Source organism: Citrobacter sp. Cb080 (assembly GCF_030334745.1).
Lineage (GTDB): Bacteria > Pseudomonadota > Gammaproteobacteria > Enterobacterales > Enterobacteriaceae > Citrobacter > Citrobacter braakii.
The window spans coordinates 58,506-85,230 of sequence record NZ_JAOWDG010000028.1 but is presented as its reverse complement, the minus strand read 5'-3'; the positions used below and the strand labels follow the sequence as shown (position 1 = coordinate 85,230).

Here is a 26,725-nt window from a genome sequence, read left to right as displayed (position 1 = left end):
AGTCTGAGCGCTAGACGTTTTTGCGTTCGATAGTCTGTTCACCCCAAAAGAGCGAATCTTTGTCTGTTTTCTTAAAGGCTTTGATGAGCACCTCGTCGCTACCTTCTTCCCAAATTTTTTCCGCCAGTTTCTCGTCATAATGCGCGACTTCAAAAATGGCTTCGGCTATTTCCGGCGATGTATTGCGCAGACTTGCCCATTCGCCGACGCGATGGGCTTTCGCTTCTTGAGTTGGCATTCGAATCCTCCTGTTGAAGATTAGCCGTTGAGTTTTACTGCCAGACCTGCGACATATTCACCCTGATAGCGGGCGATAGATAATTCTTCCTGACTTGGCTGGCGAGAGCCGTCACCTCCGGCGATGGTGGTTGCGCCGTAAGGGGTACCGCCGCGAACTTGAGAAACATCAAACAGCTCTTGCGCCGCGTAACCGATAGGCACAATCACCATCCCATGGTGAGCAAGCGTAGTCCAGGTTGATGTAATGGTTTGTTCCTGACCGCCGCCGGTTCCTGTCGAGCTGAATACGCTGGCGAGTTTGCCGTACAGGCCGCCTGAAGCCCACAGCCCGCCAGTCTGGTCGAGGAAGGTGCGCATCTGACCGGACATATTGCCAAAGCGTGTGGGGGTACCAAAAATAATGGCATCGTAATCTGCCAGTTCTTGCGGGGTTGCGACTGGTGCGTTTTGTGTTTTGCCGCCAGCTTTGAGGAAAATCTCCGGCTGCATGGTCTCTGGTACGCGCTTAATAATCACTTCCGCGCCATCAACCTTATTTGCGCCTTCTGCGACTGCATGGGCCATAGTTTCAATGTGTCCGTACATGGAATAATAAAGCACCAGAACTTTTGCCATTTTACACTACTCCTCGAGTTAACCGTGTCCGTAGCGACTCGCTACCTACCTTTAAAGATATGACGTACTGTCAGGAGTGCAAATTTCACAATCACTTCTTTGATTTATAACAATTTTTATAACAACTTCTCTTGTTGCAAAATGATACATATTTAACCGGGTGGAATTTGGTAGTCATAAGAAAGACTTATTGATTTCTCGCTGTGATTATTTCTCTATCACCGCCAATCCTGTTGCAGGATATTACAGTTAGCGGCTGCTCAGGCCACGCTTCACTATGCTTAATCCCACGCAGTTATTTTCAGGGTATCGCCCGTAATGCTGCGTGAGGTATCACTCCTCAGTACCTATGCAATATGATGTCTAATCAATGACGGAGGTCAGTAATGGCAAACCATCGAGGCGGTTCCGGCAACTTTGCGGAAGATCGCGAAAGAGCATCAGAAGCAGGTCGAAAAGGTGGCCAGCACAGCGGGGGCAACTTTAAGAATGACCCGCAACGCGCTTCAGAGGCAGGCAAAAAAGGGGGCAAAAATAGCCACGGCAACAACAAATCGTAATTGCCGGGCTAGCTGTCAGATATGCCGTGACGGCTGAGGATCAGAGTCAGACGTTACGTAGCCACCCACCGCCGCCGGTTTCTTCCGGCGGTTTTTTTGTCTGCAAGGTTGAACTGTAACAAAACGCAACGCAGACTAACGACATTCAGTTAATCGGGTGTCTCATGTCATTACTTTCTCGTTATTCCTTCTCTGTTAAACCTCAGGAAGCGATCCTCATTGTGATCACTATGTTCTGGGGTGGCACGTTTTTGGCCGTGCAATATGCCGTTACCCTGAGCGGACCTTTTTTCTTTGTCGGCGTGCGTTTTGCCACCGCTGCGCTGGCGGTCGCGCTTTTGTCACTACGCACATTGCATAAACTGACGTGGCTGGAAGTCAAAGCAGGCGTTGCGATCGGTATCGCAATTGCGTTGGGCTATAGTCTGCAAACCTGGGGGCTACAGTTTATTCCCAGCAGTAAATCGGCATTTATTACCGCGATGTATGTGCCGTTGGTACCGCTTTTACAATGGCTGTGTCTGGGGCGTATGCCCGGCCTGATGCCGTGTGTCGGCATTGTGCTGGCCTTTATCGGGTTGATTTTTCTCGCCGGACCGGGAGGCAATTTGCTGGCTTTAGGCGAAGGAGAGTGGATCACACTCGCCGGCGCGGTGGCGATTGCGGCAGAAATTATCCTGATTAGCGCGTGGGCGGGAAAAGTGGATGTGCGGCGGGTAACGGTGGTACAACTGGCAACCGCTTCGATAGTGGCGTTTATTGCCATGGCTCCGGCCGGAGAGTCCGTGCCGCCGATGTCTACGGGATTGCTGGTGGTGGCGCTGGGATTGGGGATTTTCAGTGCGATTATTCAGGTCACCATGAACTGGGCACAGCGCAGCGTTTCGCCGACGCGCGCGACGGTCATTTATACCGGTGAGCCGGTGTGGGCGGGGATCTTTGGTCGCCTTGCGGGGGAGCGCTTACCGCTACTGGCTTTGCTCGGCGCAGCATTCATTATTGTTGGCGTGCTGGTCAGCGAACTGAAGTTCAAAAAGAAAAAAGGGGGAGTGCAAGAGGCGCCGCCGGAGTCGCTTTAATTTAACCATTCACCGCGTGATTTGGTATGCTGACGCCCTCACAAGAAGGAGAGGGCGCATGGTCCAACGCGCAGAGAAAAAAACAGGTAAGCGCTCGCAGGCCGTCAGTGCAAAACGCCAGGCCATATTAACCGCGGCATTAAATATCTTCTCCCAATATGGGATCCACGGCACGCGTCTCGAACAGGTCGCTGAGCAGGCGGGTGTGTCAAAAACGAATCTGCTTTATTACTACCCGTCAAAAGAGGTGCTCTATATTGCCGTTTTGCGGCAAATCCTCGACGTCTGGCTGGCTCCGTTGAAGGCTTTTCGCGAAGACTTTGCGCCGCTGGTGGCCATTAAAGAATACATTCGCCTTAAGCTGGAAGTGTCGCGCGATTACCCTCAGGCTTCACGGCTATTTTGTATGGAGATGCTGGCAGGTGCGCCTTTATTGATGGCTGAATTAACGGGCGATCTCAAAACGCTAATTGATGAGAAATCGGCGCTGATTGCCGGTTGGATCAAAAGTGGGAAACTGGCTCCGGTCGATCCGCATCATCTGATTTTTATGATTTGGGCTTCAACCCAGCACTACGCCGACTTTGCCCCACAGGTTGAGGCGGTAACGGGCGCAACGCTGCGTGATGAAGCCTTTTTTAACCAAACGGTGGAGAGCGTGCAGCGGATGATTATTGAAGGGATCCGCGTGCGTTAACTGGCTGGCGGTAACGGACAGCTTAAATCGCCCTCTTCGCACTGTAAGAGTGAGGCGAGAAACGCTTCACGCTCGTTGGTTTTATCCGTCAGACACTGACTGGAAATCATCGCCTGGACGCTACCGCCTTCGGTGCCGGAACTGATTAACGCGCAGTCCGCATCGCGCAGGGTTATCCATGAGATTTGCGCTTTTTTCAGTAAATCGCGCTGGGTCGGGGCGGCGCGCTTAAGCGCATTCTGATAAGTGTCATTAAGTTTGGTGTCGGCCGCCTTAAACTGCTCTGCCGCACAGGTGTTCATCTCAATCTGAGTGTTCGCGTTGGCGCAGTCATCCGCCAGCGCCTGGCCGCTCAACAGCAGCGCTGCACATGTCAGTACGATTCGTTTCATGCTTCCCTCTGGATCCATAAAAAAAGGCCCCGTTACCGGAGCCTTAATTAACCACAACCTTAGCCGATTGTCATCAGGCTGGCGTTACCCCCGGCAGCGGCGGTATTGACGCTCAGGGAGCGTTCAATGTACAGCCTCTCCAGCAGAATATTGCTTTCGCCACGGGCAAAGCCCTGGACTGATACAATCGCCCCTTCGCGGGCAGCTACCGCTTCGCACAGTGAACGCAGTTGATCGGAATCGCCGTGGAAAATAACGGCATCAAACGGCTGCGTGGTGATGTTGTCCGCTTTGGCAAACTGAATGCGCCCGGAGACGGCGGCTGGCAGACGTTTTGCCAGTTCACGATGGAACGCATCATCTGGCCACAGGATTAAGCTACCAACGGAAGCCACAGCGGCAACCTGTACCAGCGCGTCCTGTTCATCATCGGCGATACAGAGTACGCGTTCACGCGGCAACAGCGTCCAGGTATTGCGCTCGCCAGTGGGTCCTGGCAGCAGACGCTGAGTACCGGCCTGCGCCAGTTCGCCAAACTGCTGGCAGAGCGCCTGCAGCGAGGGTCGATCGGTTGCCCATTCGCTGAGCGCTTTCAGCGGCTGAACGAGTGCAGCTTTAAGCTGCGCATCGACCGGGTAGTCTGCATCCTGACGGGCCAGCGTAATGCCTAACGCATTTTCCGGGCGGTTAGCCAGCAGGCGATACAGATACAGCGGTCCACCTGCTTTTGGCCCTGTACCAGACAAGCCTTCGCCACCGAATGGCTGCACGCCGACAACGGCACCGACCATATTGCGGTTAACGTACAGGTTCCCCACGTGTGCCGATCCTGTGACATGGGCGATGGTTTCATCGATACGAGTGTGTACGCCCAGCGTCAGGCCGTAGCCGGAGGCATTAATTTGCTCAATCAGGTTGCCCAGATTGTTACGGGTGTAGCGCACGACGTGCAGTACCGGACCAAACACCTCTTTTTGTAATTCGTCGAAGCTTTCCAGCTCGATCAGCGTCGGAGCAATAAAGGTACCGGTTTGCCATTCACGCGCATCGTCGCTGTTTTCGCGCACGGCCTGAAACACCGGGCGTCCTTTGGCGCGCATGGCCTGAATATGGCGCTCAATATTGGTTTTGGCTTCTTCATCAATTACCGGCCCAATATCCGTGGTCAGGCGACCTGGATTACCCATGCGACATTCCGCCATCGCGCCGCGCAGCATTTTCAGCGTATGGTCGGCTACATCATCCTGCAGACACAGGACGCGCAGCGCGGAGCAGCGCTGTCCGGCGCTGTCAAACGCTGAAGCCAGAACGTCGACCACGACCTGTTCCGTCAACGCGGAGGAGTCGACAATCATTGCGTTCATCCCACCGGTTTCGGCGATAAGCGGGATTGGACGCCCCTGAGCATCAAGGCGGGTGGCAATATTGCGTTGCAACAGCGTGGCGACTTCCGTTGAGCCGGTAAACATGACGCCGCGTACGCGCTCATCGGAAGTGAGCTGAGCCCCGACGGTTTCACCCTGACCAGGCAACAGTTGCACCACGCCCGGCGGTACACCCGCTTCGAGCAAAATAGCGATGCCCTGGGCGGCAATTAACGGGGTTTGTTCCGCCGGTTTCGCCAGCACGCTGTTACCCGCCGCCAGCGCGGCGGCAATCTGCCCGGTGAAAATGGCCAGCGGGAAGTTCCATGGGCTGATACAAACCACCGGTCCTAACGGTCGATGGGTTTCATTATCGAAATCATCGCGAACCTGACCGGCATAATAATGCAGGAAGTCTACCGCTTCGCGCACTTCCGCAATGGCGTTGCTGAAGGTTTTACCCGCTTCGCGTACCAGGATGCCAATCAACTGCTGCATCTGACCTTCCATCAGAACGGCGGCACGATGCAAAATGGCGGCGCGCTCTTGTGGCGGTGTGGCGAACCAGATCGGCGCGTTATTCGCTGCGTTCTGTAACGCCTGTTCCACTTCAGCGTGAGTCGCCTCACGCACGTAACCGACAATGTCTTTCGGCTCGGCTGGGTTAACGACTGGCGTCATTTCGCCGTCAGCAACCGGGTGCTCCAGAATGGGTTTAGCGTGCCATTTTTGTAGCGCGCTGTTGAGCAGGGCAGAGGACAGCGAGGCCAGACGATGTTCGTTAGCTAAATCCAGCCCGCCTGAGTTTTCGCGGCCTTTACCGTACAGGTCACGCGGCAGGGCAATCTTCGGATGCGGCAGACCGGCCTGACCTTCTTGCTGCGCCAGTTTTTCAACAGCCTCGACCGGATCGGCAACCAGTTCATCCAGCGGCAGGGTCGTATCGGCAATGCGGTTGACGAACGAGGTGTTGGCGCCGTTTTCCAGCAGACGACGCACCAGGTACGCCAGCAGCGTTTCGTGCGTGCCGACCGGCGCATAAATGCGGCATGGACGGTTCAGTTTGCCATCCGCAACTTTGCCGGTAACCTGCTCATACAGCGGTTCGCCCATGCCGTGCAGGCACTGGAACTCGTACTGACCCGGATAGTAGTTTTGACCGGCTAACTGATAAATCGCCGCCAGCGTATGGGCGTTGTGGGTGGCGAACTGCGGGTAGATCAGATTCGGTACGGCAAGCAGTTTTTTCGCACAGGCCAGGTAAGAAACGTCGGTGTACACCTTACGGGTGTAGACCGGATAACCTTCCAGACCGTCCATCTGGGCACGTTTAATTTCGCTATCCCAGTAGGCGCCCTTAACCAGACGGATCATCAGGCGGCGGCGGCTGCGCGTGGCGAGGTCAATCAGATAGTCGATAACATACGGGCAGCGCTTCTGGTAGGCCTGGATAACAAAACCGATCCCGTTCCAGCCTGCCAGTTCGGGTTCAAAGCAAAGTTTTTCCAGCAGATCGAGGGAGATCTCCAGTCGGTCAGCCTCTTCGGCGTCGATATTAATGCCGATGTCGTACTGACGTGCCAGCAGAGTAAGCGATTTCAGACGAGGATAGAGTTCATCCATCACGCGATCGTACTGCGCACGGCTGTAACGCGGATGCAGTGCCGACAGCTTGATAGAAATGCCTGGCCCTTCATAGATACCGCGCCCGTTAGAGGCCTTACCAATGGCGTGGATCGCCTGCTGGTATGAAACCATATAAGCCTGTGCATCGGCGGCGGTCAGGGCCGCTTCGCCCAGCATGTCATAGGAGTAACGGAAGCCTTTTTCTTCCAGTTTACGCGCGTTAGCCAGCGCTTCAGCGATGGTCTCCCCGGTGACAAACTGCTCGCCCATCAAGCGCATGGCCATGTCGACGCCTTTACGCACTAGCGGCTCACCGCTCTTGCCGATAATACGGTTGAGTGAGCGTGAGAGGCTGGTTTCGTTATGCGTTGAAACCAGACGACCGGTAAACAACAGCCCCCAGGTCGCCGCGTTGACGAACAGAGACGGGCTGCGGCCAATGTGCGACTGCCAGTTACCGTTGCTGATCTTGTCGCGGATTAACGCATCGCGGGTCGCTTTATCTGGAATACGCAGCAAGGCTTCGGCCAGACACATCAGCGCGACGCCTTCCTGTGAAGAAAGGGAGAATTCCTGCAATAAACCTTGTACCATCCCGGCGCGGCCGCTGGCGGTCTTCTGGTTACGCAGTTTGTCTGCCAGATCGTATGCCAGCTTATGCGCCTGCTCGGCGATGGGCTGCGGCAGACGAGCCTGCTCCATCAGCATAGGTACGGCGTCAGTTTCGGCGCGGCGGTAAGCAGCAGTGATTGCCGCGCGGGAAACTGACTGCGGCAGGATCTGTTCAGCAAATTCCAGGAAAGGCTGATGCGCTTCATTTTGCAGCGTGGTCGACTCATCGCCCTCATTCGCAGCACCCGCTAGCAGGGCCGGTAGTTCAGGAAGCGCGTCGTCATTTTCCAGTCTTTCGAGATAATTAAAAATGGCTTGTTTGATCAGCCAATGTGGCGTGCGATCGATTCGTGATGCTGCTGTTTTAATACGCTCGCGAGTGGCGTCATCCAGCTTAACCCCCATCGTGGTGGTTCCCATGCCGTTTACTCCTGTTGTACTGAAATACGGGTCTGATAGTTACCGAGAAATATCCACTATGTTGCAACTTTGTGCAACCGTGTTAAATGTGACTTGGTTTGCAAGCTTGGAAATGAATGAAATGTTAATAAATGTGAGTGTTTTGACGGGGGCTATAAAAGTTGCCGAATCTTTTTCTCTGCGGTAGTTAACACTTTTAAAAGGTGCAACCGAAAAAAGTGTGAGAGAGTGCAACCTACAGAAAAATGCTATCTACTGTGGATTAAATTTGATGTAAATGGTGTGTTAAATCGATTGTGAATGACCATCGCTTCCGGCAGGATACGGTCGCCCTGGTAAACATAGATATCTTTGCCACGTTCCGGCAGGGTAATAAAACGGCAAGCCACGGCATTGCTGATACATAATTTTGGAGAGTTTTGATGGCTATTAGCACACCGATGTTAGTGACATTCTGTGTCTATATTTTCGGCATGATATTGATAGGGTTTATTGCATGGCGTTCAACCAAAAACTTTGACGATTACATTCTGGGTGGACGCAGTCTGGGTCCATTCGTGACCGCGTTATCCGCCGGGGCATCTGACATGAGCGGCTGGTTGCTGATGGGCCTGCCTGGCGCGATTTTCCTGTCGGGGATTTCAGAAAGCTGGATCGCTATTGGCCTTATTTTGGGTGCGTGGATCAACTGGAAACTGGTGGCCGGACGTTTACGCGTGCATACCGAATACAATAACAATGCGCTGACGTTACCGGATTACTTTACCGGTCGCTTTGAAGATAAAAGCCGTATTCTGCGTATTATCTCCGCGCTGGTTATTCTGCTGTTTTTCACCATCTACTGTGCTTCCGGTATTGTGGCAGGGGCGCGTCTGTTTGAAAGCACCTTTGGCATGAGCTACGAAACAGCGCTGTGGGCGGGGGCGGCCGCGACGATTATTTATACCTTTATCGGTGGTTTCCTCGCGGTAAGCTGGACCGATACCGTCCAGGCCAGCCTGATGATCTTCGCCCTGATCCTGACGCCAGTGATGGTAGTCATTGGTGTGGGTGGGTTTGACGATTCGCTGGAAGTGATTAAACAAAAGAGCATTGAGAACGTGGACATGTTCAAAGGGCTGAATTTTGTTGCCATTATTTCCCTGATGGGCTGGGGTCTGGGCTACTTCGGGCAGCCGCATATTCTGGCGCGCTTTATGGCGGCTGATTCTCACCATAGCATTGTTCATGCCCGCCGCATCAGTATGACCTGGATGATCCTGTGTCTGGCAGGTGCAGTTGCCGTTGGCTTCTTTGGTATCGCTTACTTTAACAACAACCCACAGCTTGCCGGTGCCGTTAACCAGAACGCCGAACGCGTGTTTATTGAACTGGCGCAAATCCTGTTCAACCCGTGGATTGCCGGTATTCTGCTGTCTGCGATCCTCGCAGCGGTGATGTCGACTTTGAGCTGCCAGCTGCTGGTGTGTTCCAGCGCAATCACCGAAGACTTGTATAAAGCGTTCCTGCGTAAAAATGCCAGCCAGAAAGAGCTGGTATGGATTGGTCGCATCATGGTGCTGGTTGTGGCGCTGGTGTCTATCGCGCTGGCGGCGAACCCGGAGAACCGTGTGCTTGGTCTGGTAAGCTACGCCTGGGCCGGCTTTGGCGCGGCGTTTGGTCCGGTGGTTCTGTTCTCCGTAATGTGGTCGCGTATGACGCGTAACGGCGCGCTGGCCGGGATGCTCATCGGTGCGGTGACGGTAATCGTCTGGAAGCAGTTTGCCTGGTTGGGTCTGTATGAAATCATCCCGGGCTTTATTTTCGGCAGCATCGGTATTGTGGTCTTCAGCCTGTTGGGTAAAGCGCCTTCAGCCGCTATGCAGCAACGTTTTGCCGAGGCTGATGCACATTATCACACAGCTCCGCCATCGCGTTTACAGGCAGAGTAATCCGCCTCGCTCCTTAAGCCCGCCGCGTGCGGGCTTTTTTATTTGTCCCCGCTGCAAAACCGCCCTAATCGTTACCCGCCTAACTGTTTACATTAAGTCATCATTCTCAAAACATTCTGCTTGAGTTTTTCTTTACTGTAATGATAATCACTATCACTGTAATTTACTTTTCTTTTCATCAATTGACTGAGAATAACGTTTAAGGGTTCTTCGCATGTTTGTTCCATTTCTTATTATGTTGCGCGAAGGGTTAGAGGCCGCGCTGATAGTCAGCCTGATTGCCAGCTACCTGAAACGGACTCAGCGTGGTCGATGGATTGGTGTGATGTGGATTGGTGTTCTGCTGGCGGCGGCGTTATGCCTGGCGTTAGGCGTTTTCATCAATGAAACCACCGGTGAATTTCCGCAAAAGGAACAGGAGCTGTTTGAAGGCATCGTGGCGGTCATTGCCGTGGTGATCCTCACCTGGATGGTGTTCTGGATGCGTAAAGTTTCGCGCAACGTCAAAGTCCAGCTTGAACAGGCTGTCGATAACGCGTTGCAACGCGGCAATCATCACGGCTGGGCGCTGGTGATGATGGTCTTTTTTGCCGTTGCCCGTGAAGGCCTGGAATCGGTGTTCTTCCTGCTGGCGGCATTCCAGCAGGATGTAGGCATTTGGCCACCGTTAGGTGCGATGCTGGGGCTGGCCACCGCGGTGGTACTGGGTTACTTGATTTACCTCGGCGGCATTCGCCTCAACCTCGGGGCATTCTTCAAATGGACCAGCCTGTTCATTTTGCTGGTGGCCGCGGGTCTTGCCGCTGGGGCCATCCGCGCGTTCCACGAAGCCGGGTTATGGAATCATTTTCAGGATGTGGCGTTTGACATGAGCAGTGTGCTTTCGACGCATTCGCTGTTTGGCACATTGATGGAAGGTATTTTCGGCTATCAGGAAGCGCCGAGCGTCAGTGAAGTCGCCATTTGGTTTATCTACCTGATTCCGGCATTGATTATGTTTGCACTGCCGCCGCGTTCAGGCACTACGGCATCGCGTACCGCACCCTGATAAAAACGCGATGCAGAATACTCATTAGTTACAACATACTTATTTATAGGGATAGGTTATGACGTTTAATTTTCGCCGTAGTGCGCTGCAGTTGGGTATTGCCGCGCTGTTTGCCTCCGCTTTTTCTGCACAAGCCGCCGATATTCCGCAGGTGAAAGTCACGGTTAACGACAAACAGTGTGAGCCGATGACGATCACGGTTAACGCTGGGAAAACGCAGTTCATCATCCAGAACCACAGCCAGAAAGCGCTGGAGTGGGAGATCCTTAAAGGGGTTATGGTGGTTGAAGAACGTGAAAACATTGCGCCGGGCTTTAGCCAGAAAATGACAGCTAACCTGCAGCCAGGTGAATATGATATGACCTGCGGTCTGTTGACCAACCCGAAAGGCAAACTAATTGTAAAAGGTAGCGCAACGGCGGATGCCGCGCAGGGCGATGCTCTGCTGAGCCTAAGTGGCGCGATTACTGAATACAAAGCCTATGTGACAGCCGAAACTGCACAACTGGTTGCGGGCACCAAAGCATTCACCGATGCTATTAAAGCTGGCGATCTGGAAAAAGCGAAATCGCTGTATGCGCCAACCCGTCAGCATTATGAGCGTATTGAACCGATTGCTGAACTGTTCTCCGATCTCGACGGCAGCATCGATGCGCGTGAAGATGATTATGAGCAAAAAGCCGCCGATCCTAAATTCACCGGCTTCCACCGTCTGGAGAAAGCGTTGTTCGGCGACAACACCACCAAAGGAATGGACAAGTATGCCGACCAATTAAACAGCGATGTTCTTGACCTGCAAACGCGTATTAGCGAACTGGCCTTCCCACCGTCAAAAGTGGTTGGTGGGGCAGCAGGACTGATTGAAGAAGTCGCTGCCAGCAAAATCAGCGGAGAAGAGGATCGCTACAGCCATACCGATCTGTGGGATTTCCAGGCCAATATCGATGGCGCGCAGAAAATCGTCGATCTCCTGCGCCCTCAGTTACAAAAATCCAATGCTGAGCTGTTGGCGAAGGTGGATGCGAACTTCAAAAAAGTCGATACCATTCTGAGCAAGTACCGTACCAAAGACGGTTTTGAAACCTATGACAAACTGACCGACGCCGATCGCAATGCGCTGAAAGGGCCAATCACGACGCTGGCGGAAGACTTGTCGCAATTACGCGGTGTTCTGGGTCTGGATTAAGCAAAATGCAGCAAGATAATGAAAACGGCGTGAGCGAACCTTCACGCCGACGTTTACTGAAAGGGATGGGCGCCCTGGGTGGGGCGCTGGCGTTGGCGGGTGGATGTCCGGTTGCCCACGCGCAAAAACCACAAAGCGCGCCGGGAACGCTGTCCCCCGATGCGCGTAGTGAAGCGCAGCCGTTTTATGGTCAGCATCAGGCAGGGATCCTGACGCCACAGCAGGCATCGATGATGCTGGTGGCGTTCGATGTTCTCGCCAGCGATAAGGCTGATCTGGAACGCTTGTTCCGCTTGCTGACCACCCGATTTGCGTTTCTGACCACGGGCGGGCCGGCGCCGGATACGCCGAACCCGCGTTTACCCCCTATGGATTCCGGTATCCTCGGCGCATACATTGCGCCAGACAACCTGACGATGACGTTGTCAGTCGGCGCCTCGCTATTTGATGAACGTTATGGCCTGAAATCGCAGATGCCGAAAAAGCTGCAAAAAATGACCCGCTTCCCGAATGATTCGCTGGATGCGGCGCTGTGCCATGGTGATTTGCTGCTGCAGATTTGTGCCAACACGCAGGACACCGTTATCCATGCGCTGCGCGATATCATTAAACATACGCCCGATCTCCTTAGCGTGCGCTGGAAACGTGAAGGGTTTATTTCCGACCATGCCGCGCGCAGCAAAGGCAAAGAGACCCCGGTCAACTTGCTTGGCTTTAAGGACGGCACCGCGAATCCGGACGCGACGGATGCGAAGTTGATGCAAGACGTGGTGTGGGTTACGGACGGGCAGGGCGAACCTGTCTGGGCGCAAGGTGGTAGCTATCAGGCCGTCAGGCTCATTCAGTTTCGCGTCGAGTTCTGGGATCGTACGCCGCTGAAAGAGCAGCAAACGATATTTGGTCGAGATAAACACACCGGCGCGCCGCTGGGTATGCAGCACGAGCACGATGTGCCTGACTATGCCAGCGATCCCGAAGGTGAGGTGATTGCGCTCGACAGTCATATCCGCCTGGCGAATCCGCGCACGAAAGAGACCGACTCCAGCCTGATGATGCGCCGTGGCTACAGCTATTCGCTCGGTGTGACCCCATCCGGTCAACTGGATATGGGACTGTTGTTTGTCTGCTATCAACACGATCTGGAAAAAGGCTTTTTGACTGTGCAGAAACGCCTCAACGGTGAAGCGCTGGAAGAGTATGTCAAACCAATTGGTGGGGGCTACTTCTTTGCTTTGCCGGGTGTCAAAACCGCAGATCAATATCTGGGACAGTCTCTCCTCGAAGCCTGATGATTACGCCCCGTTGTACAGCGGGGCTTTTCCTGACATCTGTATGAATGAACAAATTATTTTTTATGATCGGTACGAGACTGAAATAATTCTGTCATCTCTCTGCAAGAGACTGTCTCTGGTGATTAGATAGAATTTAAGTTAACGACAAGTAAAAATATTGTTCATTAACGAAAGATTATGATGTAATTATAAGAAACAGCGGTAGTTCCCGGCGGTGATAGTCGTTCACTATGGAGATCGCGATGGAAAAGTCCTGTATTGGACGCATTTTTCACAGTAGCTGCAGTACGTTACGCGGACGTTTCTCTTCCGGTAGCCACCTCGTCACCGCTAAATCTCTCTCCCTTTCACTTCTTATCTTCGTAACTGACACCTTGTACGGTGCGCGTAGCCGTGTGTGGCGTCTTATCCGAAAGCAAGCAATGGCTTACAAGGAAGCCAACCCTCAGATGTTCGTGCGCATAATCGTGCCGCCAACGGCGCGTGTGATGTATACCTACAACTCAAGGTGCTATCCATGGGAAGACAAAAAGCAGTGATCAAAGCTCGTCGTGAAGCAAAACGTGTGCTGAGGCGGGATTCGCGTAGCCATAAACAACGTGAAGATGAATCGGTCACCTCGCTTGTGCAGATGGGCGGCGTAGAAGCGATTGGTATGGCGCGTGATAGTCGCGACGCCACGCCAATCACGGCGCGGAATGAAGCTCAGGCCCAGTACCTGAATGCTATCGAGAGTAAACAGCTGATCTTCGCTACCGGTGAAGCCGGGTGTGGTAAAACCTGGATCAGCGCGGCAAAAGCAGCAGAGGCCCTGATCCACAAAGACGTGGACAGGATCATTGTAACCCGTCCAGTTCTGCAAGCTGATGAAGACCTCGGCTTCTTACCTGGAGATGTTTCCGAGAAGTTTGCGCCTTATTTTCGTCCAGTGTATGACGTGCTGGTGAAACGTCTGGGCGCCTCCTTCATGCAATATTGCCTGCGGCCTGAGATTGGTAAGGTGGAAATCGCGCCATTCGCCTATATGCGTGGACGCACATTTGAAAATGCAGTGGTCATTCTTGACGAGGCTCAGAATGTTACTGCAGCACAGATGAAGATGTTTTTGACTCGCCTCGGGGAGAATGTGACGGTGATTGTGAACGGGGATGTGACCCAGTGCGATCTACCCGCCCACGTTCGCTCAGGGCTAAGCGATGCGCTGGCCCGTTTCGAAGAAGATGATATGGTTGGGATTGTTCGTTTCAATAAAGACGATTGCGTCCGTTCGGCACTCTGTCAGCGGACGCTCAATGCTTACAACTGATAAGTACTCCGTCTTCAAGGCCCGGGAAACCGGGCTTTGTTATTTGACGTCAGCAGATTACTTTCTTTTGCTGCTCCAGTAGTTGGCGCAGGCCTGGTCAAACAGCTGGTTATTTTCGTCTATTTTCTTTAGCGCTTGTGCCAGAAAGGTCAGCAGGTCATCCTTATAAATCCCGCCTACCGTAGTTTCTTTTCGTAAGATCCCATTGCTGGTGTAGGTTTTTTTAATGGTGACGTTATGCCTGACGTTGCAAATAACCGTTCGCTGATACTCTTCGTAGAATCGGCTGTCAGGATCGAAAAACGTATTTATTTCATTCGGTGTACGTTTGAGGATTTTTCGCGAGAAAACCTTCAACGGAATAAATCCTGCTTCGTCTGCCTGCGACATGATCTCATCAAGCAAAGTTCCTTCTAGGTTTAACATGCCGTTATTTTCCTGATTGCTTGAGAAAGCGGTAGTTACAGCATAAGAGTGGTTTAGATAATGTGCAACGGGGCGGGGGATGATGCTTGATAGCACGTTGCTTATCAGACCTACAGGTTAACGCTATTCAGGACGGCTCACATGCGAAAAAAAAGCCCGTACTTGCGTACGAGCTCTTTCTCGAATATGGCGGTGAGGGGGGATTGACTCGCTTCGCTCGCCCTTCGGGCAGCCTGTTCGCTGCGCGCTCAGTCTGTCCAACTGGCTGCACCGCTACTCGGCCCATCCCTGGGCCTCGCCCCTACGGGGCCAGCGCATGCGCTGTTCAAAATTGCTCCCGGCAATTTTGTGTCGACCCCCGGTCGGGGCTTCTCATCCCCCCGTAGGCGTGCAACATGCGAAAAAAAAGCCCGTACTTACGTACGAGCTCTTTCTCAAATATGGCGGTGAGGGGGGGATTCGAACCCCCGATACGTTGCCGTATACACACTTTCCAGGCGTGCTCCTTCAGCCACTCGGACACCTCACCATATTGTTGTCCCTGTGCTACCGGAACGGGCGCTAATTTAGGGAAATACCGCTCCGGCGTCAATCAACTTTTTGAAAAAAACGTGCATTTACACAAACTTCAATCAATATGCAGCTTAAATAAGCGGGAATTGTTTTTTTTGCCAGCACCCTAAAATTTGCTACTCTGATGTTCCCTCGAAAAATGATGATTATAAGTGCGAGTACGTTCCGCATAACAATGTTCAGGAGACGCTATGGATATAATTTTCTATCACCCAACATTCGATACAACCTGGTGGCTTAATGCGCTGACAAAGGCCATACCTGGCGCGCGGGTCCGTGAGTGGAAGGCAGGTGATAATGCGCATGCTGACTACGCGCTGGTCTGGCATCCTCCGGTTGAAATGCTCGCCGGACGAAAATTAAAAGCCGTATTTGCGCTGGGTGCGGGCGTCGATTCTATTCTCAGTAAACTAAACGCTCATCCGGAAATGTTGGATGCGTCGATCCCGCTTTTCCGTCTGGAAGATACGGGGATGGGCCTGCAAATGCAGGAATATGCGGTTAGTCAGGTATTGCACTGGTTCCGTCGCTTTGATGACTACCAGGCATTAAAAAACCAGGCGAAATGGCAACCGTTGCCAGAATATACCCGCGATGAGTTTAGCGTCGGGATCATGGGCGCTGGTGTTTTAGGCGCAAAAGTTGCAGAAAGTCTGCAAGCATGGGGGTTCCCGCTACGCTGCTGGAGTCGTACGCGTAAATCCTGGTCTGGTGTGGAAAGCTTCGCCGGTACCGAGGAACTGAGCGCGTTTTTGAGTCAAACTCGCGTGCTGATCAACCTCCTGCCTAATACGGCAGAAACCGTAGGCATTATTAACGCTGATTTACTCAGCCAATTGCAGGATGGCGCTTACGTGCTCAACCTGGCGCGCGGCGTTCATCTCAATGAAGACGATCTTCTGGCATCGCTGGACAGCGGCAAAGTGAAAGGTGCCATGCTGGATGTCTATAGCCGTGAACCGCTGCCGGAAACCAGCCCGCTATGGAAACATCCGCGTGTGGCAATGACGCCGCATATCGCCGCGGTAACACGCCCGGCAGAGGCGGTGGACTACATCTCCCGTACGATTTTGGACCTGGAAAGTGGGAAATCCGTAACGGGTCAGGTCGATCGCGTTCGGGGATATTGATGGTAACCCGGCAAGTGCCGGGTTTCAGCTAATAAATGGCGACGATACCTGCTATCCTTGACGGAAAATGACTACAGGAGAGAGTTATGTATCCCGTTGACCTGCATATGCATACCGTCGCCAGTACCCACGCCTACAGCACCTTAAGTGATTACATCGCTGAAGCCCATCGCAAAGGCATCAAGCTGTTTGCCATAACCGATCATGGACCGGACATGGCGGATGCGCCTCATCACTGGCACTTTATTAATATGCGCATTTGGCCTCGTATCGTCGATGGCGTAGGGATCCTGCGCGGTATCGAGGCGAATATTAAGAATATTGAAGGCGAAATCGACTGTTCCGGTCCGATGTTTACTTCCCTGGATCTCATCATTGCGGGCTTCCATGAGCCGGTTTTTGCACCTCACGATAAAGACACCAATACCCAGGCAATGATAGCCACGATGGCCAGTGGTCACGTGCATATCATCAGCCATCCGGGGAATCCTAAATATCCCGTGGATATCACAGCGATTGCGCAGGCGGCGGCAAAATACCAGGTCGCGCTGGAAATCAATAACTCCTCGTTTTTGCATTCGCGTAAGGGGAGTGAGGACAATTGTCGCGCGGTCGCTGCGGCAGTGCGTGATGCCGGAGGCTGGGTGGCGTTAGGGTCGGATTCACATACCGCTTTCACACTGGGTGAATTTGGTGAATGCCGTAAAATTCTGGATGATGTAAATTTCCCGGAAGACAGAATTTTAAACGTCACCCCTAAACGCCTGCTGGCGTTTCTGGAATCGCGAGGCATGGAGCCGATCGCGGAATTTGCTGAACTGTAATTGTTACTAACTGGAATATATCAATGAACGAGTTTTCTATCCTGTGTCGTGTACTGGGCTCGCTGTTTTACCGCCAACCGCAGGACCCTTTACTGGTTCCTCTGTTTACCCTGATTAGTGAAGGTAAACTGTCCGCCAACTGGCCGCTGGAACAGGACGAACTGTTCACTCGTCTGCAGAAAAGCTGCGATATGCCTCAGTTGGCTGCGGATTACAACGCGCTGTTTGTCGGCGACGAGTGTGCGGTGCCGCCTTATCGTAGCGCCTGGGTAGAAGGGGCGAAAGAATCCGATGTTCGTGCTTTTCTTTCTGCCCGCGGAATGCCGCTGGCAGATACGCCTGCAGATCATATTGGCACGCTGTTGCTGGCGGCTTCATGGCTTGAAGACCAGTCTGCGGAAGATGAAAGTGAAGCACTCGAAACCTTGTTTGTGGAATACCTGTTGCCCTGGTGCGGCACGTTCCTTGGCAAAGTTGAAGCGCATGCAAACACACAGTTCTGGCGTACCATGGCACCGTTAACGCGTGATGCCATTGGCGCGATGTGGGACGAATTGCAGGAAGATACTGAAGAGTAAATGTGATTTAGATCTCATTAAACTGCAACTCAATTTACATCATTGCATGAATTGTGTGCACGATCTCATTCCCATGCCGTTTTTCTGCTAAGATACGCGGCATGAACATACTTCTCTCAATTGCAATCACAACGGGCATTCTCTCTGGGATTTGGGGATGGGTGGCCGTATCTCTTGGTTTACTCAGTTGGGCTGGCTTTCTGGGCTGCACGGCCTATTTTGCCTGTCCGCAGGGTGGGCTGAAAGGGCTGTGGATCTCGGCGTGTACGCTGCTAAGCGGTGTGGTGTGGGCGTTGGTGATTATTAACGGTAGCGCGCTTGCCCCGCATATGGACATTATTGGTTATGTCATGACGGGAATTGTCGCGTTTCTAATGTGTATTCAGGCAAAGCAATGGTTGCTTTCATTTGTGCCGGGTACCTTTATTGGCGCATGCGCAACGTTTGCAGGGCAGGGTGACTGGCAGTTGGTCGTGCCTTCTCTGGCGCTGGGGCTGGTATTCGGCTATGCGATGAAAAACAGCGGATTGTGGCTGGCATCTCGTCGTGAGAATCGGCTATCGTCGACGCTGACCAGTAAATAAAAAAAGCGTGAGGGTTTTCCTCACGCTTTTTATGCTGTATCGACCACTCAGGATTCCGGAGGTACCGACAAATGGCGGTATTTAACCAGGATGTCATTATCAACTTGTTTCTTATCCTGCAAATCCCACAATCCGCGATCAATCCCGTCATTAATCAGGAAGATAACGCCGGTTTCAATTGCTGACATCAGACAAAGCATAACCGGTTCGTTAGAGGTGTAGCCAATTTCACCTTCCAACAGTCGCTGGTAGTCAATGAAGCGGAATACCCCAGCCTGCACTTCATAAGACAAGATAGTTTTGCTGGTATTCACCGATGAGAGGATTTCACCGGTACTAACGTTAACCACACGCAGGTTGACCGCTATCTGGTCGAGCTGGTACTGCGTATCGGCGCCAATACCGAAATAGCGCGCACCAACGCCACCCGATTTAACGTTGCTTTCATAACCAATAATTGACCCTTCTACCATGATGTTTGCCGCGGTCAGAGACTGCAGAGGGATCCGGTTATTAATGGCAACTGTGCCGTTTTCCTGAGCTGCACGAATGATTTTTCGTTCGTTAAGCAAGTTCTGCAATCCCTGACGTTCCAGCGGGACGAACCAACGAGAATCCTTCAATGCGGTGACAAGCATCGCCGTGGCGCTTTGCGGGACGGCGGTTGAGAAGTTACTTGCCGGATAAGGTTTAAACTGGCCAGTCTCATCCTGAATATTGTATACCGAGACAAATATCTTACCTGTAGGCATGGGCAGGTGCGTCAAGTCTTTATAGCTTTGGGCTCGGGGCATTAATGTCGGCTTAGCGGCTTCTTGCGGCGGGGCTGTTAAACATCCGCTGAGTAAAATTACTGCCACCATGATAAGTAAGCGCTGCATGATTTTTTCCTTTCGTGGCTATAATTTAGAAATCGGTCGACTGATTTTGTAAACCCGACACTTCAATAGTCGACGTTCTCCCCGTTTTCCTGTCCGTGACATTCAGTTGCAGTTGTCCATCCCGGTTGGCGATATCAACGATAAAATCGCTGGTTACCATCCTTCCCGGCTTACCGGTATTGATATTGGTAAGTAAGCCACCGAGTATTTGTGACTGGATCGCCTGGGTAAAGTTATCCAGCGCTGTTGGGGTTTCAATCCCGTAGTCGCCGGCACTCGGATCTTTATACGAGTTTTGCGCCTGGGCGCTGTTCAGTAAAAAAGATCCGTTATTTGGGTTACCACCAAAGTTAGGGTTGCGGAACTGGAACGTCATATTTCCGGCCCAACTTAATGGTGAAATCAGCATGAGCAAAACCACTGCATGTTTGACACGCATGAAAGCCTCCGGACAAAATCATGTTTTAGAATTCATCGCGCGCTAAATCGCTCGTGCTTAATAGTGTTTGATCTATTTGCCGACGATTTAATGCTTCCTCAGTTTCTGCCAATGCAAAGACCACAATTTTGTCGAAGTCTCTTTTCGTCGGGAATAAAAAAGTCTGGAAGATAACGTCCTGATTGACCGTTATGGTGATCCAACTTCCCCAACGTGCACTGGGTCTTTCATTAATGGTTAAGTTTCCTGTGTACTTACTTTCCCACTTGTCACTAAAGGCCCGGTAAAAATCATGGCCAATGGAAGAGACAGTGTGGTCAGTTAACAGTCCGGGAACCTCCACCTCTACAGCCGCGTGTAGATTCCCGGCAGCAAGGAACAAATTTGCTGCCACAATCCAGGTCAAATAGCGTTTCATGGCTTTATCGCCTGAGGTTATCATTGGCCCACGAGACCGCCTGCGTACGATTTTTGACAGCTATCTTTTTGAAAAGATTATAAAGATGTGTTTTCACCGTATTTTCACTAATAAATAGTGAACGCGCGATTTCAATATTTGAGGCGCCGATACGCAGTTTATTAAGGATCTCTTTTTCACGGTGCGTAAGTAATGCCGACTCCGTGCTGTTATAGCGGTAGTTCCCGGAATGCGTGATCAGGTAGCTGGCAAGCTTTTGCGAAAAGTAGCATTCGCCCCGCAACACACCCTGCAAACCGCTGACTACACGCTGCTCATCTTCAGTTGCGTAAAATACGCCATTGATATGCGGCCAGTTTTCAATATCCCGGTAAGGATAATCATCTGGGGTATTCAACAATAAAGTTTTTATATTGTTGTTTTTTCTGCTCAAATTATCTTGCCAGTAATGGATCAGTTTTTTATCTGCCTCCATCATATCCAGTAAAACAATGCAACTGGAGGATATATCATCCAGAGAACGTTGAATATTATGTAGTTTTCCGGTTAACGCCAGCGATTGCTTTAAATGCTGTAATAACGCAGTTGCCTGCAGGGATGGTTTAGTGATCAACAATAATGTATGACCATGAATACTATGGACTTCATTAAACATGATGAAACTCCACTTTTTTAGTCGCACACCTGACAGTTGCCTCTACTAAAATAGAGGCACCAGAAGTACTGACAGATGTTGCACTGCTGTGTAGAAATAAAACTTCGACACAACGGGGTGAAAATATTAAAACAAATGGACTTCAACTGATTTCAATCTAGCTATTACAAATCTTAAAGCAAGTGTTAAACATGTTACATAATGTAAATTTATATATTAAAATGTGATTTTTGCGTTTTTGTGGAGTTTAGATTTGATAGTAAAGTTGTACATTTTAGCGTTATTGCATAGATTTAAAAAATCATACAAATTATAATATCTTATTGAATTTTAAGAAATAAAATTATAATTAGATGGTTTTAGATTTCTAATGAATTTTGATTTTTTTGTCTCACTTTAAGTTGAACAATTTTAGATAGAAAAAAATGACACTTGTCACGACTTGTACCGAGGACAATCCCACTACCGTCTGCAAGGCCCAGAAAACGCGGGAAACGCGTTTTTTTGTTACTGCATAGAAATTCACTCATCGGGTTACAAAAGAAATAAAATCCAGAGCTATAACGGTGTTAATTGCGGTTAATTAGTACTTTGGGGTGAATCTGGATATAAAAATACAACTGGTGGGTGAGTTATTTAAAATGTTTCAACGGACATACTCTTCATCGTAACGTGGCGTTAACAAATGTAAGTCACGTTAACAATAATTTGAGTGGTAAATAATTTAACCTTATGTACGACCAGGTCCAGGGTGACAACATGAAAAACAAGTTGTTATTTATGATGTTTACAATGCTGGGTGTGCCTGGGATTGCATCCGCTACAAGTTATGATTTAGCTAACTCAGAATATAACTTTGCGGTAAATGAATTAAGTAAGTCTTCATTTAATCAGGCAGCCATTATTGGTCAGGTTGGCACTGCGAACAGTGCAAATACTCGACAGGGGGGCTCGAAGTTATTGTCGGTTATTTCGCAAGAAGGTTCTGGTAACCGAGCGAAAACAGACCAGACGGGGTCATATAACTTTGCATATATTGATCAAACGGGTAGTTCCAATGACGCGAGTATTAAACAAGGTTCATACGGTAATACGGCGGTAATTATCCAGAAAGGTTCTGGTAATAAAGCCAATATTACTCAGTACGGTACACAAAAAACAGCAGTTGTGGTGCAGAGACAGTCGCAAATGGCAATTCGCGTTACTCAACGCTAATCCATTAACGACGATTAAATCAATCCGATGGGGGTTTACCATGAAACTTTTAAAAGTGGCAGCATTCGCAGCAATCGTAGTTTCTGGCAGTGCTCTGGCTGGTGTTGTTCCGCAATGGGGCGGCAATCATCATGGTGGCGGTAGTAACTATGGCCCGGACTCTTCACTGAGTATCTACCAATATGGGTCAAACAACGCTGCGAATGCTCTGCAAAGTGATGCGCGTAAATCAGATGTCACTATCACACAACAGGGGCGTGGTAACGGGGCTGTAGTTGGTCAGGGCGCTGATGACAGTACCATTAGCCTGAAACAGACTGGCTTCCAGAACAATGCCACTATCGATCAGTGGAATGCTAAAAATGCTGATATTAGTGTAACCCAGTTCGGTGGCCGTAACGGTGCGTTGGTTAATCAGACCGCTTCTGACTCCAATGTGCTGATTCAGCAAGTTGGCTTTGGCAACAACGCTACAGCTAACCAACACTAATTCAGTTTTCTGACTGATAATAAACAGGGCGTGAGCCCTGTTTTTTTTTCGGGAGAATATGATGCATACGCTATTACTCATTGCCGCGCTGGCAAATCAAATAACATTCAATACAACTCAGCAAGGTGATATGTACACCATTATTCCTCAGGTGACGTTAACCCAACCGTGCGTATGTGAGGTACAAGTCCTTGCCATACGTAAAGGGCAGGGGGGACAAAGCCAGTCGCAGCAGAAAATAAGCCTTTCGGTCCCTGCTAATCGACCGATTGAATTAACCAAACTGAGCTTTAATATTTCATCTGAGGATTCGGTCAAAATTATCGTTACCGTTTCAGATGGGCAGTCTCTGCATCTGTCGCAACAATGGCCTGACTCAAACAGTCACCCATAATTTTTTGCTGTATTTGCATTAAGGGTGTGGCTGGGAATGCGCTGCTGTTCTATGAATATAGAAGCGTGTGAGCGTTTGTATTTGATCGTTAATCGTAGCGGTGAAGGATCATTTCGATCCCTCAAAGATGGCTAATCATTGAGGAACCCTTATGTGTACATTATTAAAGCGTATTTTAAGTACCAGTTTATGTGCTTTTTCTCTTTTAACCCTCCCTGTAATTGCGCAGCAAATCACAACCGGCGGGGTTATTCATTTTCGCGGAGCGATAGTTGAATCACCTTGCGACGTTAACAGACAGCAGCAGCAAATTGAATTGTCATGTATCCGCAACGGCACCAACCAGAATAGTCTTTACAACCCGCAACAGCTCGCGACAGCCCCTCAGAATGTGCAGGAAATTGCCACAGTCAAAATGCACTACCTCAATGAACAGAAAAACATGGCGATTCTTAATATTGAATATAAATGACTCGCTGTGGCGTAGATATGCACACTTACGGTTAAAAAGAGAGATTTAAGGGAAAACCCTGCTGTACACTTAACGAATGGTGTTTTGTCAGGGGGAACTTATGCAATCACGTGTTCATGTGTTACATGGCGATATTACGACTGTCGCTGTTGATGTGATTGTCAATGCGGCGAATTCATCGCTACTGGGAGGCGGTGGCGTCGATGGCGCAATCCATCGCGCTGCCGGACCAGCATTGCTGGAGGCCTGCAAACAGGTTATCCAGCAACAAGGAGAATGCCCGACAGGGCATGCGGTGATCACTCTGGCGGGAGCGCTTGCGGCAAAAGCGGTCATTCATACCGTAGGACCGGTCTGGCAAGGGGGAGGTCATCATGAGGCCGAACGCCTCGAAGAAGCTTACTTAAACACCCTGCAACTGGCCCTGGCCAATGGTTATCACTCCATTGCTTTTCCGGCGATTAGCACCGGGGCTTATGGCTATCCGCGCGCCGCAGCGGCAGAAATAGCGGTGAAAACGGTGCTGAAATTTATTACCCGCCGCGCACTTCCTGATCAGATATACTTCGTGTGCTTTGATGACGAAAACGCTCAACTTTATAAGAGATTGCTAACACAACAAGGCGATGATCACACGGACTGATATGACGCGACTTGAGCGTGCCATCACGCCCCTTTGCGAAGACCACCCGGGAGAATGCGGCATTCTTGCGTTGGATGACAGCCTGGATGCGTTTGCTGCTCGCTATCGGTTAACGGAAATGGCGGAACGAACCCTGGATGTGCAGTATTACATCTGGGAAAACGACATGTCCGGGCTATTGCTATTTTCCGTTCTGCTGGCCGCAGCGAAGCGAGGCGTACGGGTGCGTTTGCTGCTGGATGATAACAACACGCCGGGTCTGGACGACACGCTGCGTCTGCTGGATAAGCACCCCAATATAGAAGTTCGCCTCTTCAATCCGTTTTCCTTTCGCATCCTGCGCGCGCTGGGCTATTTAACCGATTTTGCCCGGCTTAATCGGCGCATGCACAATAAAAGTTATACCGCTGACGGCGTGGTGACTCTCGTTGGTGGGCGTAATATTGGCGATGCCTATTTTGGCGCGGGTGAGCAACCGCTATTTTCCGACCTGGACGTCATGGCTATCGGGCCGGTTGTCAAAGATGTGGCGGATGATTTTGAGCGTTACTGGCACTGCCGCTCGGTTTCAACGTTACAAAATGTGCTTGAGATGTCCGAGCCAGATTCTGTACAGCGTATTGAGCTACCCGAATCCTGGTATAACGATGATATTACCCGCCGCTATCTGCATAAGCTGGAAACCAGCCAGTTTATGTCCAGTCTCGATCAAAGATCGCTGCCGCTGATTTGGGCCAAAACGCGTTTGCTGAGCGATGATCCTGCAAAAGGAGAAGGGAAAGCGCCGCGCCACTCGCTATTACCGCAGCGTTTGTTTGACGTAATGGGCTCGCCGACCGAACGTATTGATATTATTTCTGCCTACTTTGTGCCGACGCGTGCCGGTGTGGCGCAGCTCCTGAGACTGGTAAGAAAAGGCGTCAAGATTGCCATTTTAACCAATTCACTGGCGGCGAATGATGTGGCGATCGTCCATGCGGGCTATGCGCGCTGGCGAAAAAAACTGCTGCGCTACGGTGTAGAATTATACGAACTTAAACCGACCCGCGATCGCGTCTCGGTCGTTCACGATCGTGGATTAACCGGGAATTCAGGGTCCAGCCTGCATGCGAAAACGTTCAGTATTGATGATCGCAAAGTGTTTATCGGCTCGCTTAATTTTGATCCTCGTTCGACGCTGCTCAATACAGAAATGGGATTTGTGATTGAGAGTGAAGTGCTGGCCGAATTGATTCATAAACGGTTTATGCAAAGCCAGCGTGATATGGCCTGGCAGCTACGCCTTGACCGTTGGGGGAGAATTAATTGGGTCGACCGACTTTCTGGCAGTGAACAGGTCCTGAAAAAAGAACCCGCCACAGGATTCTGGAAGCGGATTCTGGTAAAGCTGGCGTCCGTGTTACCCATTGAATGGCTGCTTTGAACCACACAATGATTGAGGGAAAAACTAGCCGGCTACGGCCTTGTTTTTATCCTGCTTAACGGGCGGTTTACCCGAAAAGAGAAACTTCAGCACCGGTATGCGTAAATGGATTTCGTACAGTATTACCGCAATCCCAACCACAAACAGCAGACCGCAGAGAAAACCCAGCAGATTCGACGTGATATGCGGTGTGATGTAAGCGCCAAAAAACAGCGTTAACGGGTGGTGCACCAGATAGATAAACAGCGACGCGTTGACAAAATAGGTCACGCGGGCAGACTGGAAATTAAGCAAACGGTGACCCAACGAAAAGACGACGTTCACCATCCACAGTCCCATGACCATGGTAATGACATATTCGGTTTCATACATCCAGGCATCGCCGTTGCCATAACGCTGATTGAGCAGGTGTGCCACAAATGCGAATGCAGCACCGAGCGTGCAACCGCGTGACGGTGTGGTAAACAGTGCTTTCAGATTCGGGTTGATAAACGCCAGTGCGCCGAGCATAAAGAAAGGCGCATAGAACAGCGTTTGCATAACGATAAAATTGAACATGCCATCGCTGAGAATCGAAGGGTAGAGGATGAAAATTGTCCTTCTGACGGTAGCGTAACCGACACCTAACAAGATGAAAATCAGCGTTAATTTAGTCATCGACACTGCTGGGGCGCTGGCGGCGTCGCTACGCGTCAGTCTGTCTTTCATCTGGGTGAACACCCACATGCTCACGGTCGTTAATACGACCAGAACCAGTAAAAACCACAGATGGGAAATCAGCTCCCAGGCCAGCGCATTGTATTTATCGTAGCCGCTGAGAGTATGCCAACTGTCAGCTTTTCCCTTTACGTATTGCAGCATGATAAATTGCGGCAGCGTAAGTAATGGAATCGCGGTTAGCATCGGGATCCCCACGCGTTCTACACGCACCTTCCACCAGCGCTTTAGCGGATAGCGCAAAAATAGCATGTAGGAAAAATAACCCGAAATGACAAAGAAGACTTGCATGCGAAAAGCATGGATAAAGTCGTTAAACAGGGTCAACCACCACGACGGTTCCGCGCTGTTCACGTGCCAGGTGTGGGTCGAGTAAATCAATGAAATATGGAATGGGATCCCTAACAACATTAGCCAGGCACGGATGGAGTCAAGAAAATATTCGCGTGGTGGTGATACAGAGCTCATAGACAGTTATGTATTCTCAGACTTTTC

General features: G+C 50.9%; 29 protein-coding genes and 1 tRNA gene. 19 read left to right on the top strand and 11 right to left on the bottom strand.

Annotated elements, in window-relative coordinates; all coding sequences use genetic code 11:
• Nucleotides 1-10: 10 nt before the first annotated feature.
• Together OGV38_RS03895 and wrbA are read right to left on the bottom strand one after the other, a co-directional pair.
• The gene (locus OGV38_RS03895; protein WP_016152581.1) at nucleotides 11-238 is read right to left on the bottom strand and encodes a YccJ family protein; all 228 of its coding nucleotides are present in this window, start codon (nucleotides 236-238) and stop codon (nucleotides 11-13) included.
• Between the two features lie 20 nt (nucleotides 239-258).
• Nucleotides 259-855 (bottom strand): NAD(P)H:quinone oxidoreductase, encoded by a 597-nt coding sequence (gene wrbA, locus OGV38_RS03890; protein ID WP_003832057.1) that lies wholly within the window; start codon nucleotides 853-855, stop codon nucleotides 259-261.
• Between the two features lie 386 nt (nucleotides 856-1,241).
• Between wrbA and OGV38_RS03885 the strand changes: the two genes are divergently transcribed.
• The 3 genes from OGV38_RS03885 (at nucleotide 1,242) to rutR (ending at nucleotide 3,191) form a co-directional block, all read left to right on the top strand.
• On the top strand, nucleotides 1,242-1,415 hold the full coding sequence (locus tag OGV38_RS03885; protein ID WP_003036022.1) for a con-10 family general stress protein: 174 nt from the start codon (nucleotides 1,242-1,244) through the stop codon (nucleotides 1,413-1,415).
• 164 nt (nucleotides 1,416-1,579) lie between these two features.
• The gene (locus OGV38_RS03880) at nucleotides 1,580-2,494 is read left to right on the top strand and encodes a DMT family transporter (protein WP_016156164.1); all 915 of its coding nucleotides are present in this window, start codon (nucleotides 1,580-1,582) and stop codon (nucleotides 2,492-2,494) included.
• Between the two features lie 58 nt (nucleotides 2,495-2,552).
• On the top strand, nucleotides 2,553-3,191 hold the full coding sequence (gene rutR, locus OGV38_RS03875; RefSeq protein WP_016152583.1) for an HTH-type transcriptional regulator RutR: 639 nt from the start codon (nucleotides 2,553-2,555) through the stop codon (nucleotides 3,189-3,191).
• Here rutR and OGV38_RS03870 read toward each other — a convergent pair.
• Together OGV38_RS03870 and putA are read right to left on the bottom strand one after the other, a co-directional pair.
• Complete coding sequence (locus OGV38_RS03870; protein WP_016152584.1) at nucleotides 3,188-3,583, bottom strand: lysozyme inhibitor LprI family protein; 396 nt, start codon at nucleotides 3,581-3,583, stop codon at nucleotides 3,188-3,190. The genes rutR and OGV38_RS03870 overlap by 4 nt on opposite strands.
• A 59-nt stretch (nucleotides 3,584-3,642) precedes the next feature.
• Nucleotides 3,643-7,605 carry a trifunctional transcriptional regulator/proline dehydrogenase/L-glutamate gamma-semialdehyde dehydrogenase gene (putA, locus tag OGV38_RS03865; RefSeq protein WP_269517431.1) on the bottom strand — a complete coding sequence of 1,321 codons (3,963 nt, stop codon included), beginning with the start codon at nucleotides 7,603-7,605 and terminating at the stop codon, nucleotides 3,643-3,645.
• A 422-nt stretch (nucleotides 7,606-8,027) separates the two neighbouring features.
• On the opposite strand from putA, the gene putP reads away from it, so the two are divergent.
• From putP to phoH, 6 genes are all read left to right on the top strand, one after another.
• Nucleotides 8,028-9,536, top strand: a complete 1,509-nt coding sequence (gene putP / locus OGV38_RS03860) for a sodium/proline symporter PutP (protein WP_016152586.1) — start codon at nucleotides 8,028-8,030, stop codon at nucleotides 9,534-9,536.
• A 214-nt stretch (nucleotides 9,537-9,750) separates the two neighbouring features.
• The gene (gene efeU / locus OGV38_RS03855; protein ID WP_019076441.1) at nucleotides 9,751-10,584 is read left to right on the top strand and encodes an iron uptake transporter permease EfeU; all 834 of its coding nucleotides are present in this window, start codon (nucleotides 9,751-9,753) and stop codon (nucleotides 10,582-10,584) included.
• 58 nt (nucleotides 10,585-10,642) lie between these two features.
• Complete coding sequence (gene efeO / locus OGV38_RS03850; protein WP_016152589.1) at nucleotides 10,643-11,770, top strand: iron uptake system protein EfeO; 1,128 nt, start codon at nucleotides 10,643-10,645, stop codon at nucleotides 11,768-11,770.
• A 5-nt stretch (nucleotides 11,771-11,775) separates the two neighbouring features.
• Complete coding sequence (gene efeB, locus OGV38_RS03845) at nucleotides 11,776-13,059, top strand: iron uptake transporter deferrochelatase/peroxidase subunit (protein WP_049041310.1); 1,284 nt, start codon at nucleotides 11,776-11,778, stop codon at nucleotides 13,057-13,059.
• A gap of 245 nt (nucleotides 13,060-13,304) precedes the next feature.
• Entirely contained in the window at nucleotides 13,305-13,601 is a 297-nt protein-coding gene (locus OGV38_RS03840; protein ID WP_049041309.1) for a hypothetical protein, read from the top strand.
• Nucleotides 13,580-14,368, top strand: a complete 789-nt coding sequence (phoH, locus tag OGV38_RS03835) for a phosphate starvation-inducible protein PhoH (RefSeq protein ID WP_016152592.1) — start codon at nucleotides 13,580-13,582, stop codon at nucleotides 14,366-14,368. The genes OGV38_RS03840 and phoH overlap by 22 nt, the downstream gene beginning before the upstream one ends.
• 57 nt (nucleotides 14,369-14,425) lie before the next feature.
• Here the strand turns inward: phoH and OGV38_RS03830 are convergent, their stop codons facing one another.
• A complete protein-coding gene (locus OGV38_RS03830; RefSeq protein WP_286472954.1) occupies nucleotides 14,426-14,890 on the bottom strand; it encodes a hypothetical protein in 465 nt (154 codons plus the stop codon).
• Nucleotides 14,891-15,235: 345 nt separating this feature from the next.
• Nucleotides 15,236-15,323 (bottom strand) — tRNA-Ser (locus tag OGV38_RS03825).
• A 235-nt stretch (nucleotides 15,324-15,558) separates the two neighbouring features.
• Between OGV38_RS03825 and ghrA the strand changes: the two genes are divergently transcribed.
• From ghrA to OGV38_RS03805, 4 genes are all read left to right on the top strand, one after another.
• Nucleotides 15,559-16,497 carry a glyoxylate/hydroxypyruvate reductase GhrA gene (gene ghrA, locus OGV38_RS03820; protein ID WP_019076444.1) on the top strand — a complete coding sequence of 313 codons (939 nt, stop codon included), beginning with the start codon at nucleotides 15,559-15,561 and terminating at the stop codon, nucleotides 16,495-16,497.
• Between the two features lie 86 nt (nucleotides 16,498-16,583).
• The gene (locus OGV38_RS03815; RefSeq protein ID WP_016156173.1) at nucleotides 16,584-17,321 is read left to right on the top strand and encodes a phosphatase; all 738 of its coding nucleotides are present in this window, start codon (nucleotides 16,584-16,586) and stop codon (nucleotides 17,319-17,321) included.
• A 23-nt stretch (nucleotides 17,322-17,344) separates the two neighbouring features.
• On the top strand, nucleotides 17,345-17,899 hold the full coding sequence (locus OGV38_RS03810; RefSeq protein WP_103283704.1) for a TorD/DmsD family molecular chaperone: 555 nt from the start codon (nucleotides 17,345-17,347) through the stop codon (nucleotides 17,897-17,899).
• A 101-nt stretch (nucleotides 17,900-18,000) separates the two neighbouring features.
• Nucleotides 18,001-18,483, top strand: coding sequence for a DUF1097 domain-containing protein (locus tag OGV38_RS03805; protein ID WP_016156175.1), 483 nt, complete (start codon nucleotides 18,001-18,003; stop codon nucleotides 18,481-18,483).
• Between the two features lie 47 nt (nucleotides 18,484-18,530).
• Here OGV38_RS03805 and csgG read toward each other — a convergent pair whose 3' ends face one another.
• From csgG to csgD, 4 genes are read right to left on the bottom strand one after another with little or no spacing between them, the layout of a single operon-like run.
• Nucleotides 18,531-19,364 (bottom strand): curli production assembly/transport protein CsgG, encoded by an 834-nt coding sequence (gene csgG / locus OGV38_RS03800; protein WP_016152598.1) that lies wholly within the window; start codon nucleotides 19,362-19,364, stop codon nucleotides 18,531-18,533.
• Nucleotides 19,365-19,389: 25 nt separating this feature from the next.
• Nucleotides 19,390-19,803, bottom strand: coding sequence for a curli production assembly/transport protein CsgF (csgF, locus tag OGV38_RS03795; RefSeq protein ID WP_016152599.1), 414 nt, complete (start codon nucleotides 19,801-19,803; stop codon nucleotides 19,390-19,392).
• A gap of 25 nt (nucleotides 19,804-19,828) precedes the next feature.
• Nucleotides 19,829-20,221 carry a curli production assembly/transport protein CsgE gene (csgE, locus tag OGV38_RS03790; protein WP_016152600.1) on the bottom strand — a complete coding sequence of 131 codons (393 nt, stop codon included), beginning with the start codon at nucleotides 20,219-20,221 and terminating at the stop codon, nucleotides 19,829-19,831.
• Nucleotides 20,222-20,225: 4 nt separating this feature from the next.
• Entirely contained in the window at nucleotides 20,226-20,876 is a 651-nt protein-coding gene (csgD, locus tag OGV38_RS03785) for a biofilm master transcriptional regulator CsgD (protein ID WP_003036091.1), read from the bottom strand.
• A 759-nt stretch (nucleotides 20,877-21,635) separates the two neighbouring features.
• Between csgD and csgB the strand changes: the two genes are divergently transcribed.
• From csgB to OGV38_RS03755, 6 genes are all read left to right on the top strand, one after another.
• A complete protein-coding gene (csgB, locus tag OGV38_RS03780) occupies nucleotides 21,636-22,091 on the top strand; it encodes a curli minor subunit CsgB (RefSeq protein ID WP_019076446.1) in 456 nt (151 codons plus the stop codon).
• Between the two features lie 40 nt (nucleotides 22,092-22,131).
• Nucleotides 22,132-22,581 carry a curli major subunit CsgA gene (csgA, locus tag OGV38_RS03775; protein ID WP_016156176.1) on the top strand — a complete coding sequence of 150 codons (450 nt, stop codon included), beginning with the start codon at nucleotides 22,132-22,134 and terminating at the stop codon, nucleotides 22,579-22,581.
• A 61-nt stretch (nucleotides 22,582-22,642) separates the two neighbouring features.
• Nucleotides 22,643-22,975 (top strand): curli assembly chaperone CsgC, encoded by a 333-nt coding sequence (gene csgC, locus OGV38_RS03770; RefSeq protein ID WP_016152602.1) that lies wholly within the window; start codon nucleotides 22,643-22,645, stop codon nucleotides 22,973-22,975.
• A 151-nt stretch (nucleotides 22,976-23,126) separates the two neighbouring features.
• Complete coding sequence (locus tag OGV38_RS03765) at nucleotides 23,127-23,447, top strand: YmdA family protein (protein ID WP_286472953.1); 321 nt, start codon at nucleotides 23,127-23,129, stop codon at nucleotides 23,445-23,447.
• 100 nt (nucleotides 23,448-23,547) lie between these two features.
• Entirely contained in the window at nucleotides 23,548-24,090 is a 543-nt protein-coding gene (ymdB, locus tag OGV38_RS03760; protein WP_016156177.1) for an O-acetyl-ADP-ribose deacetylase, read from the top strand.
• Nucleotides 24,074-25,513 carry a phospholipase D family protein gene (locus tag OGV38_RS03755; RefSeq protein ID WP_087121833.1) on the top strand — a complete coding sequence of 480 codons (1,440 nt, stop codon included), beginning with the start codon at nucleotides 24,074-24,076 and terminating at the stop codon, nucleotides 25,511-25,513. The genes ymdB and OGV38_RS03755 overlap by 17 nt, the downstream gene beginning before the upstream one ends.
• A 24-nt stretch (nucleotides 25,514-25,537) precedes the next feature.
• On the opposite strand, the gene mdoC is transcribed toward OGV38_RS03755, so the two are convergent.
• Entirely contained in the window at nucleotides 25,538-26,698 is a 1,161-nt protein-coding gene (mdoC, locus tag OGV38_RS03750; RefSeq protein WP_286472952.1) for a glucans biosynthesis protein MdoC, read from the bottom strand.
• Between the last annotated feature and the right edge of the window lie 27 nt (nucleotides 26,699-26,725).

Excerpts from the sequence above, each read along its gene's own strand:
- rutR (WP_016152583.1), top strand. The coding sequence starts at position 2,553 with ATGGTCCAACGCGCAGAGAAAAAAACAGGTAAGCGCTCGCAGGCCGTC.
- OGV38_RS03880 (WP_016156164.1), top strand. The coding sequence starts at position 1,580 with ATGTCATTACTTTCTCGTTATTCCTTCTCTGTTAAACCTCAGGAAGCG.
- OGV38_RS03805 (WP_016156175.1), top strand. The coding sequence starts at position 18,001 with ATGAACATACTTCTCTCAATTGCAATCACAACGGGCATTCTCTCTGGG.
- ymdB (WP_016156177.1), top strand. The coding sequence starts at position 23,548 with ATGCAATCACGTGTTCATGTGTTACATGGCGATATTACGACTGTCGCT.
- OGV38_RS03810 (WP_103283704.1), top strand. The coding sequence starts at position 17,345 with ATGAACGAGTTTTCTATCCTGTGTCGTGTACTGGGCTCGCTGTTTTAC.
- OGV38_RS03885 (WP_003036022.1), top strand. The coding sequence starts at position 1,242 with ATGGCAAACCATCGAGGCGGTTCCGGCAACTTTGCGGAAGATCGCGAA.
- OGV38_RS03765 (WP_286472953.1), top strand. The coding sequence starts at position 23,127 with ATGTGTACATTATTAAAGCGTATTTTAAGTACCAGTTTATGTGCTTTT.
- efeU (WP_019076441.1), top strand. The coding sequence starts at position 9,751 with ATGTTTGTTCCATTTCTTATTATGTTGCGCGAAGGGTTAGAGGCCGCG.
- csgD (WP_003036091.1), bottom strand. The coding sequence starts at position 20,876 with ATGTTTAATGAAGTCCATAGTATTCATGGTCATACATTATTGTTGATC.
- mdoC (WP_286472952.1), bottom strand. The coding sequence starts at position 26,698 with ATGAGCTCTGTATCACCACCACGCGAATATTTTCTTGACTCCATCCGT.
- OGV38_RS03840 (WP_049041309.1), top strand. The coding sequence starts at position 13,305 with ATGGAAAAGTCCTGTATTGGACGCATTTTTCACAGTAGCTGCAGTACG.
- putP (WP_016152586.1), top strand. The coding sequence starts at position 8,028 with ATGGCTATTAGCACACCGATGTTAGTGACATTCTGTGTCTATATTTTC.
- ghrA (WP_019076444.1), top strand. The coding sequence starts at position 15,559 with ATGGATATAATTTTCTATCACCCAACATTCGATACAACCTGGTGGCTT.
- csgE (WP_016152600.1), bottom strand. The coding sequence starts at position 20,221 with ATGAAACGCTATTTGACCTGGATTGTGGCAGCAAATTTGTTCCTTGCT.
- OGV38_RS03755 (WP_087121833.1), top strand. The coding sequence starts at position 24,074 with ATGATCACACGGACTGATATGACGCGACTTGAGCGTGCCATCACGCCC.
- csgC (WP_016152602.1), top strand. The coding sequence starts at position 22,643 with ATGCATACGCTATTACTCATTGCCGCGCTGGCAAATCAAATAACATTC.
- OGV38_RS03870 (WP_016152584.1), bottom strand. The coding sequence starts at position 3,583 with ATGAAACGAATCGTACTGACATGTGCAGCGCTGCTGTTGAGCGGCCAG.
- csgA (WP_016156176.1), top strand. The coding sequence starts at position 22,132 with ATGAAACTTTTAAAAGTGGCAGCATTCGCAGCAATCGTAGTTTCTGGC.
- csgG (WP_016152598.1), bottom strand. The coding sequence starts at position 19,364 with ATGCAGCGCTTACTTATCATGGTGGCAGTAATTTTACTCAGCGGATGT.
- wrbA (WP_003832057.1), bottom strand. The coding sequence starts at position 855 with ATGGCAAAAGTTCTGGTGCTTTATTATTCCATGTACGGACACATTGAA.
- OGV38_RS03895 (WP_016152581.1), bottom strand. The coding sequence starts at position 238 with ATGCCAACTCAAGAAGCGAAAGCCCATCGCGTCGGCGAATGGGCAAGT.
- efeB (WP_049041310.1), top strand. The coding sequence starts at position 11,776 with ATGCAGCAAGATAATGAAAACGGCGTGAGCGAACCTTCACGCCGACGT.
- putA (WP_269517431.1), bottom strand. The coding sequence starts at position 7,605 with ATGGGAACCACCACGATGGGGGTTAAGCTGGATGACGCCACTCGCGAG.
- csgB (WP_019076446.1), top strand. The coding sequence starts at position 21,636 with ATGAAAAACAAGTTGTTATTTATGATGTTTACAATGCTGGGTGTGCCT.
- phoH (WP_016152592.1), top strand. The coding sequence starts at position 13,580 with ATGGGAAGACAAAAAGCAGTGATCAAAGCTCGTCGTGAAGCAAAACGT.
- efeO (WP_016152589.1), top strand. The coding sequence starts at position 10,643 with ATGACGTTTAATTTTCGCCGTAGTGCGCTGCAGTTGGGTATTGCCGCG.
- csgF (WP_016152599.1), bottom strand. The coding sequence starts at position 19,803 with ATGCGTGTCAAACATGCAGTGGTTTTGCTCATGCTGATTTCACCATTA.
- OGV38_RS03815 (WP_016156173.1), top strand. The coding sequence starts at position 16,584 with ATGTATCCCGTTGACCTGCATATGCATACCGTCGCCAGTACCCACGCC.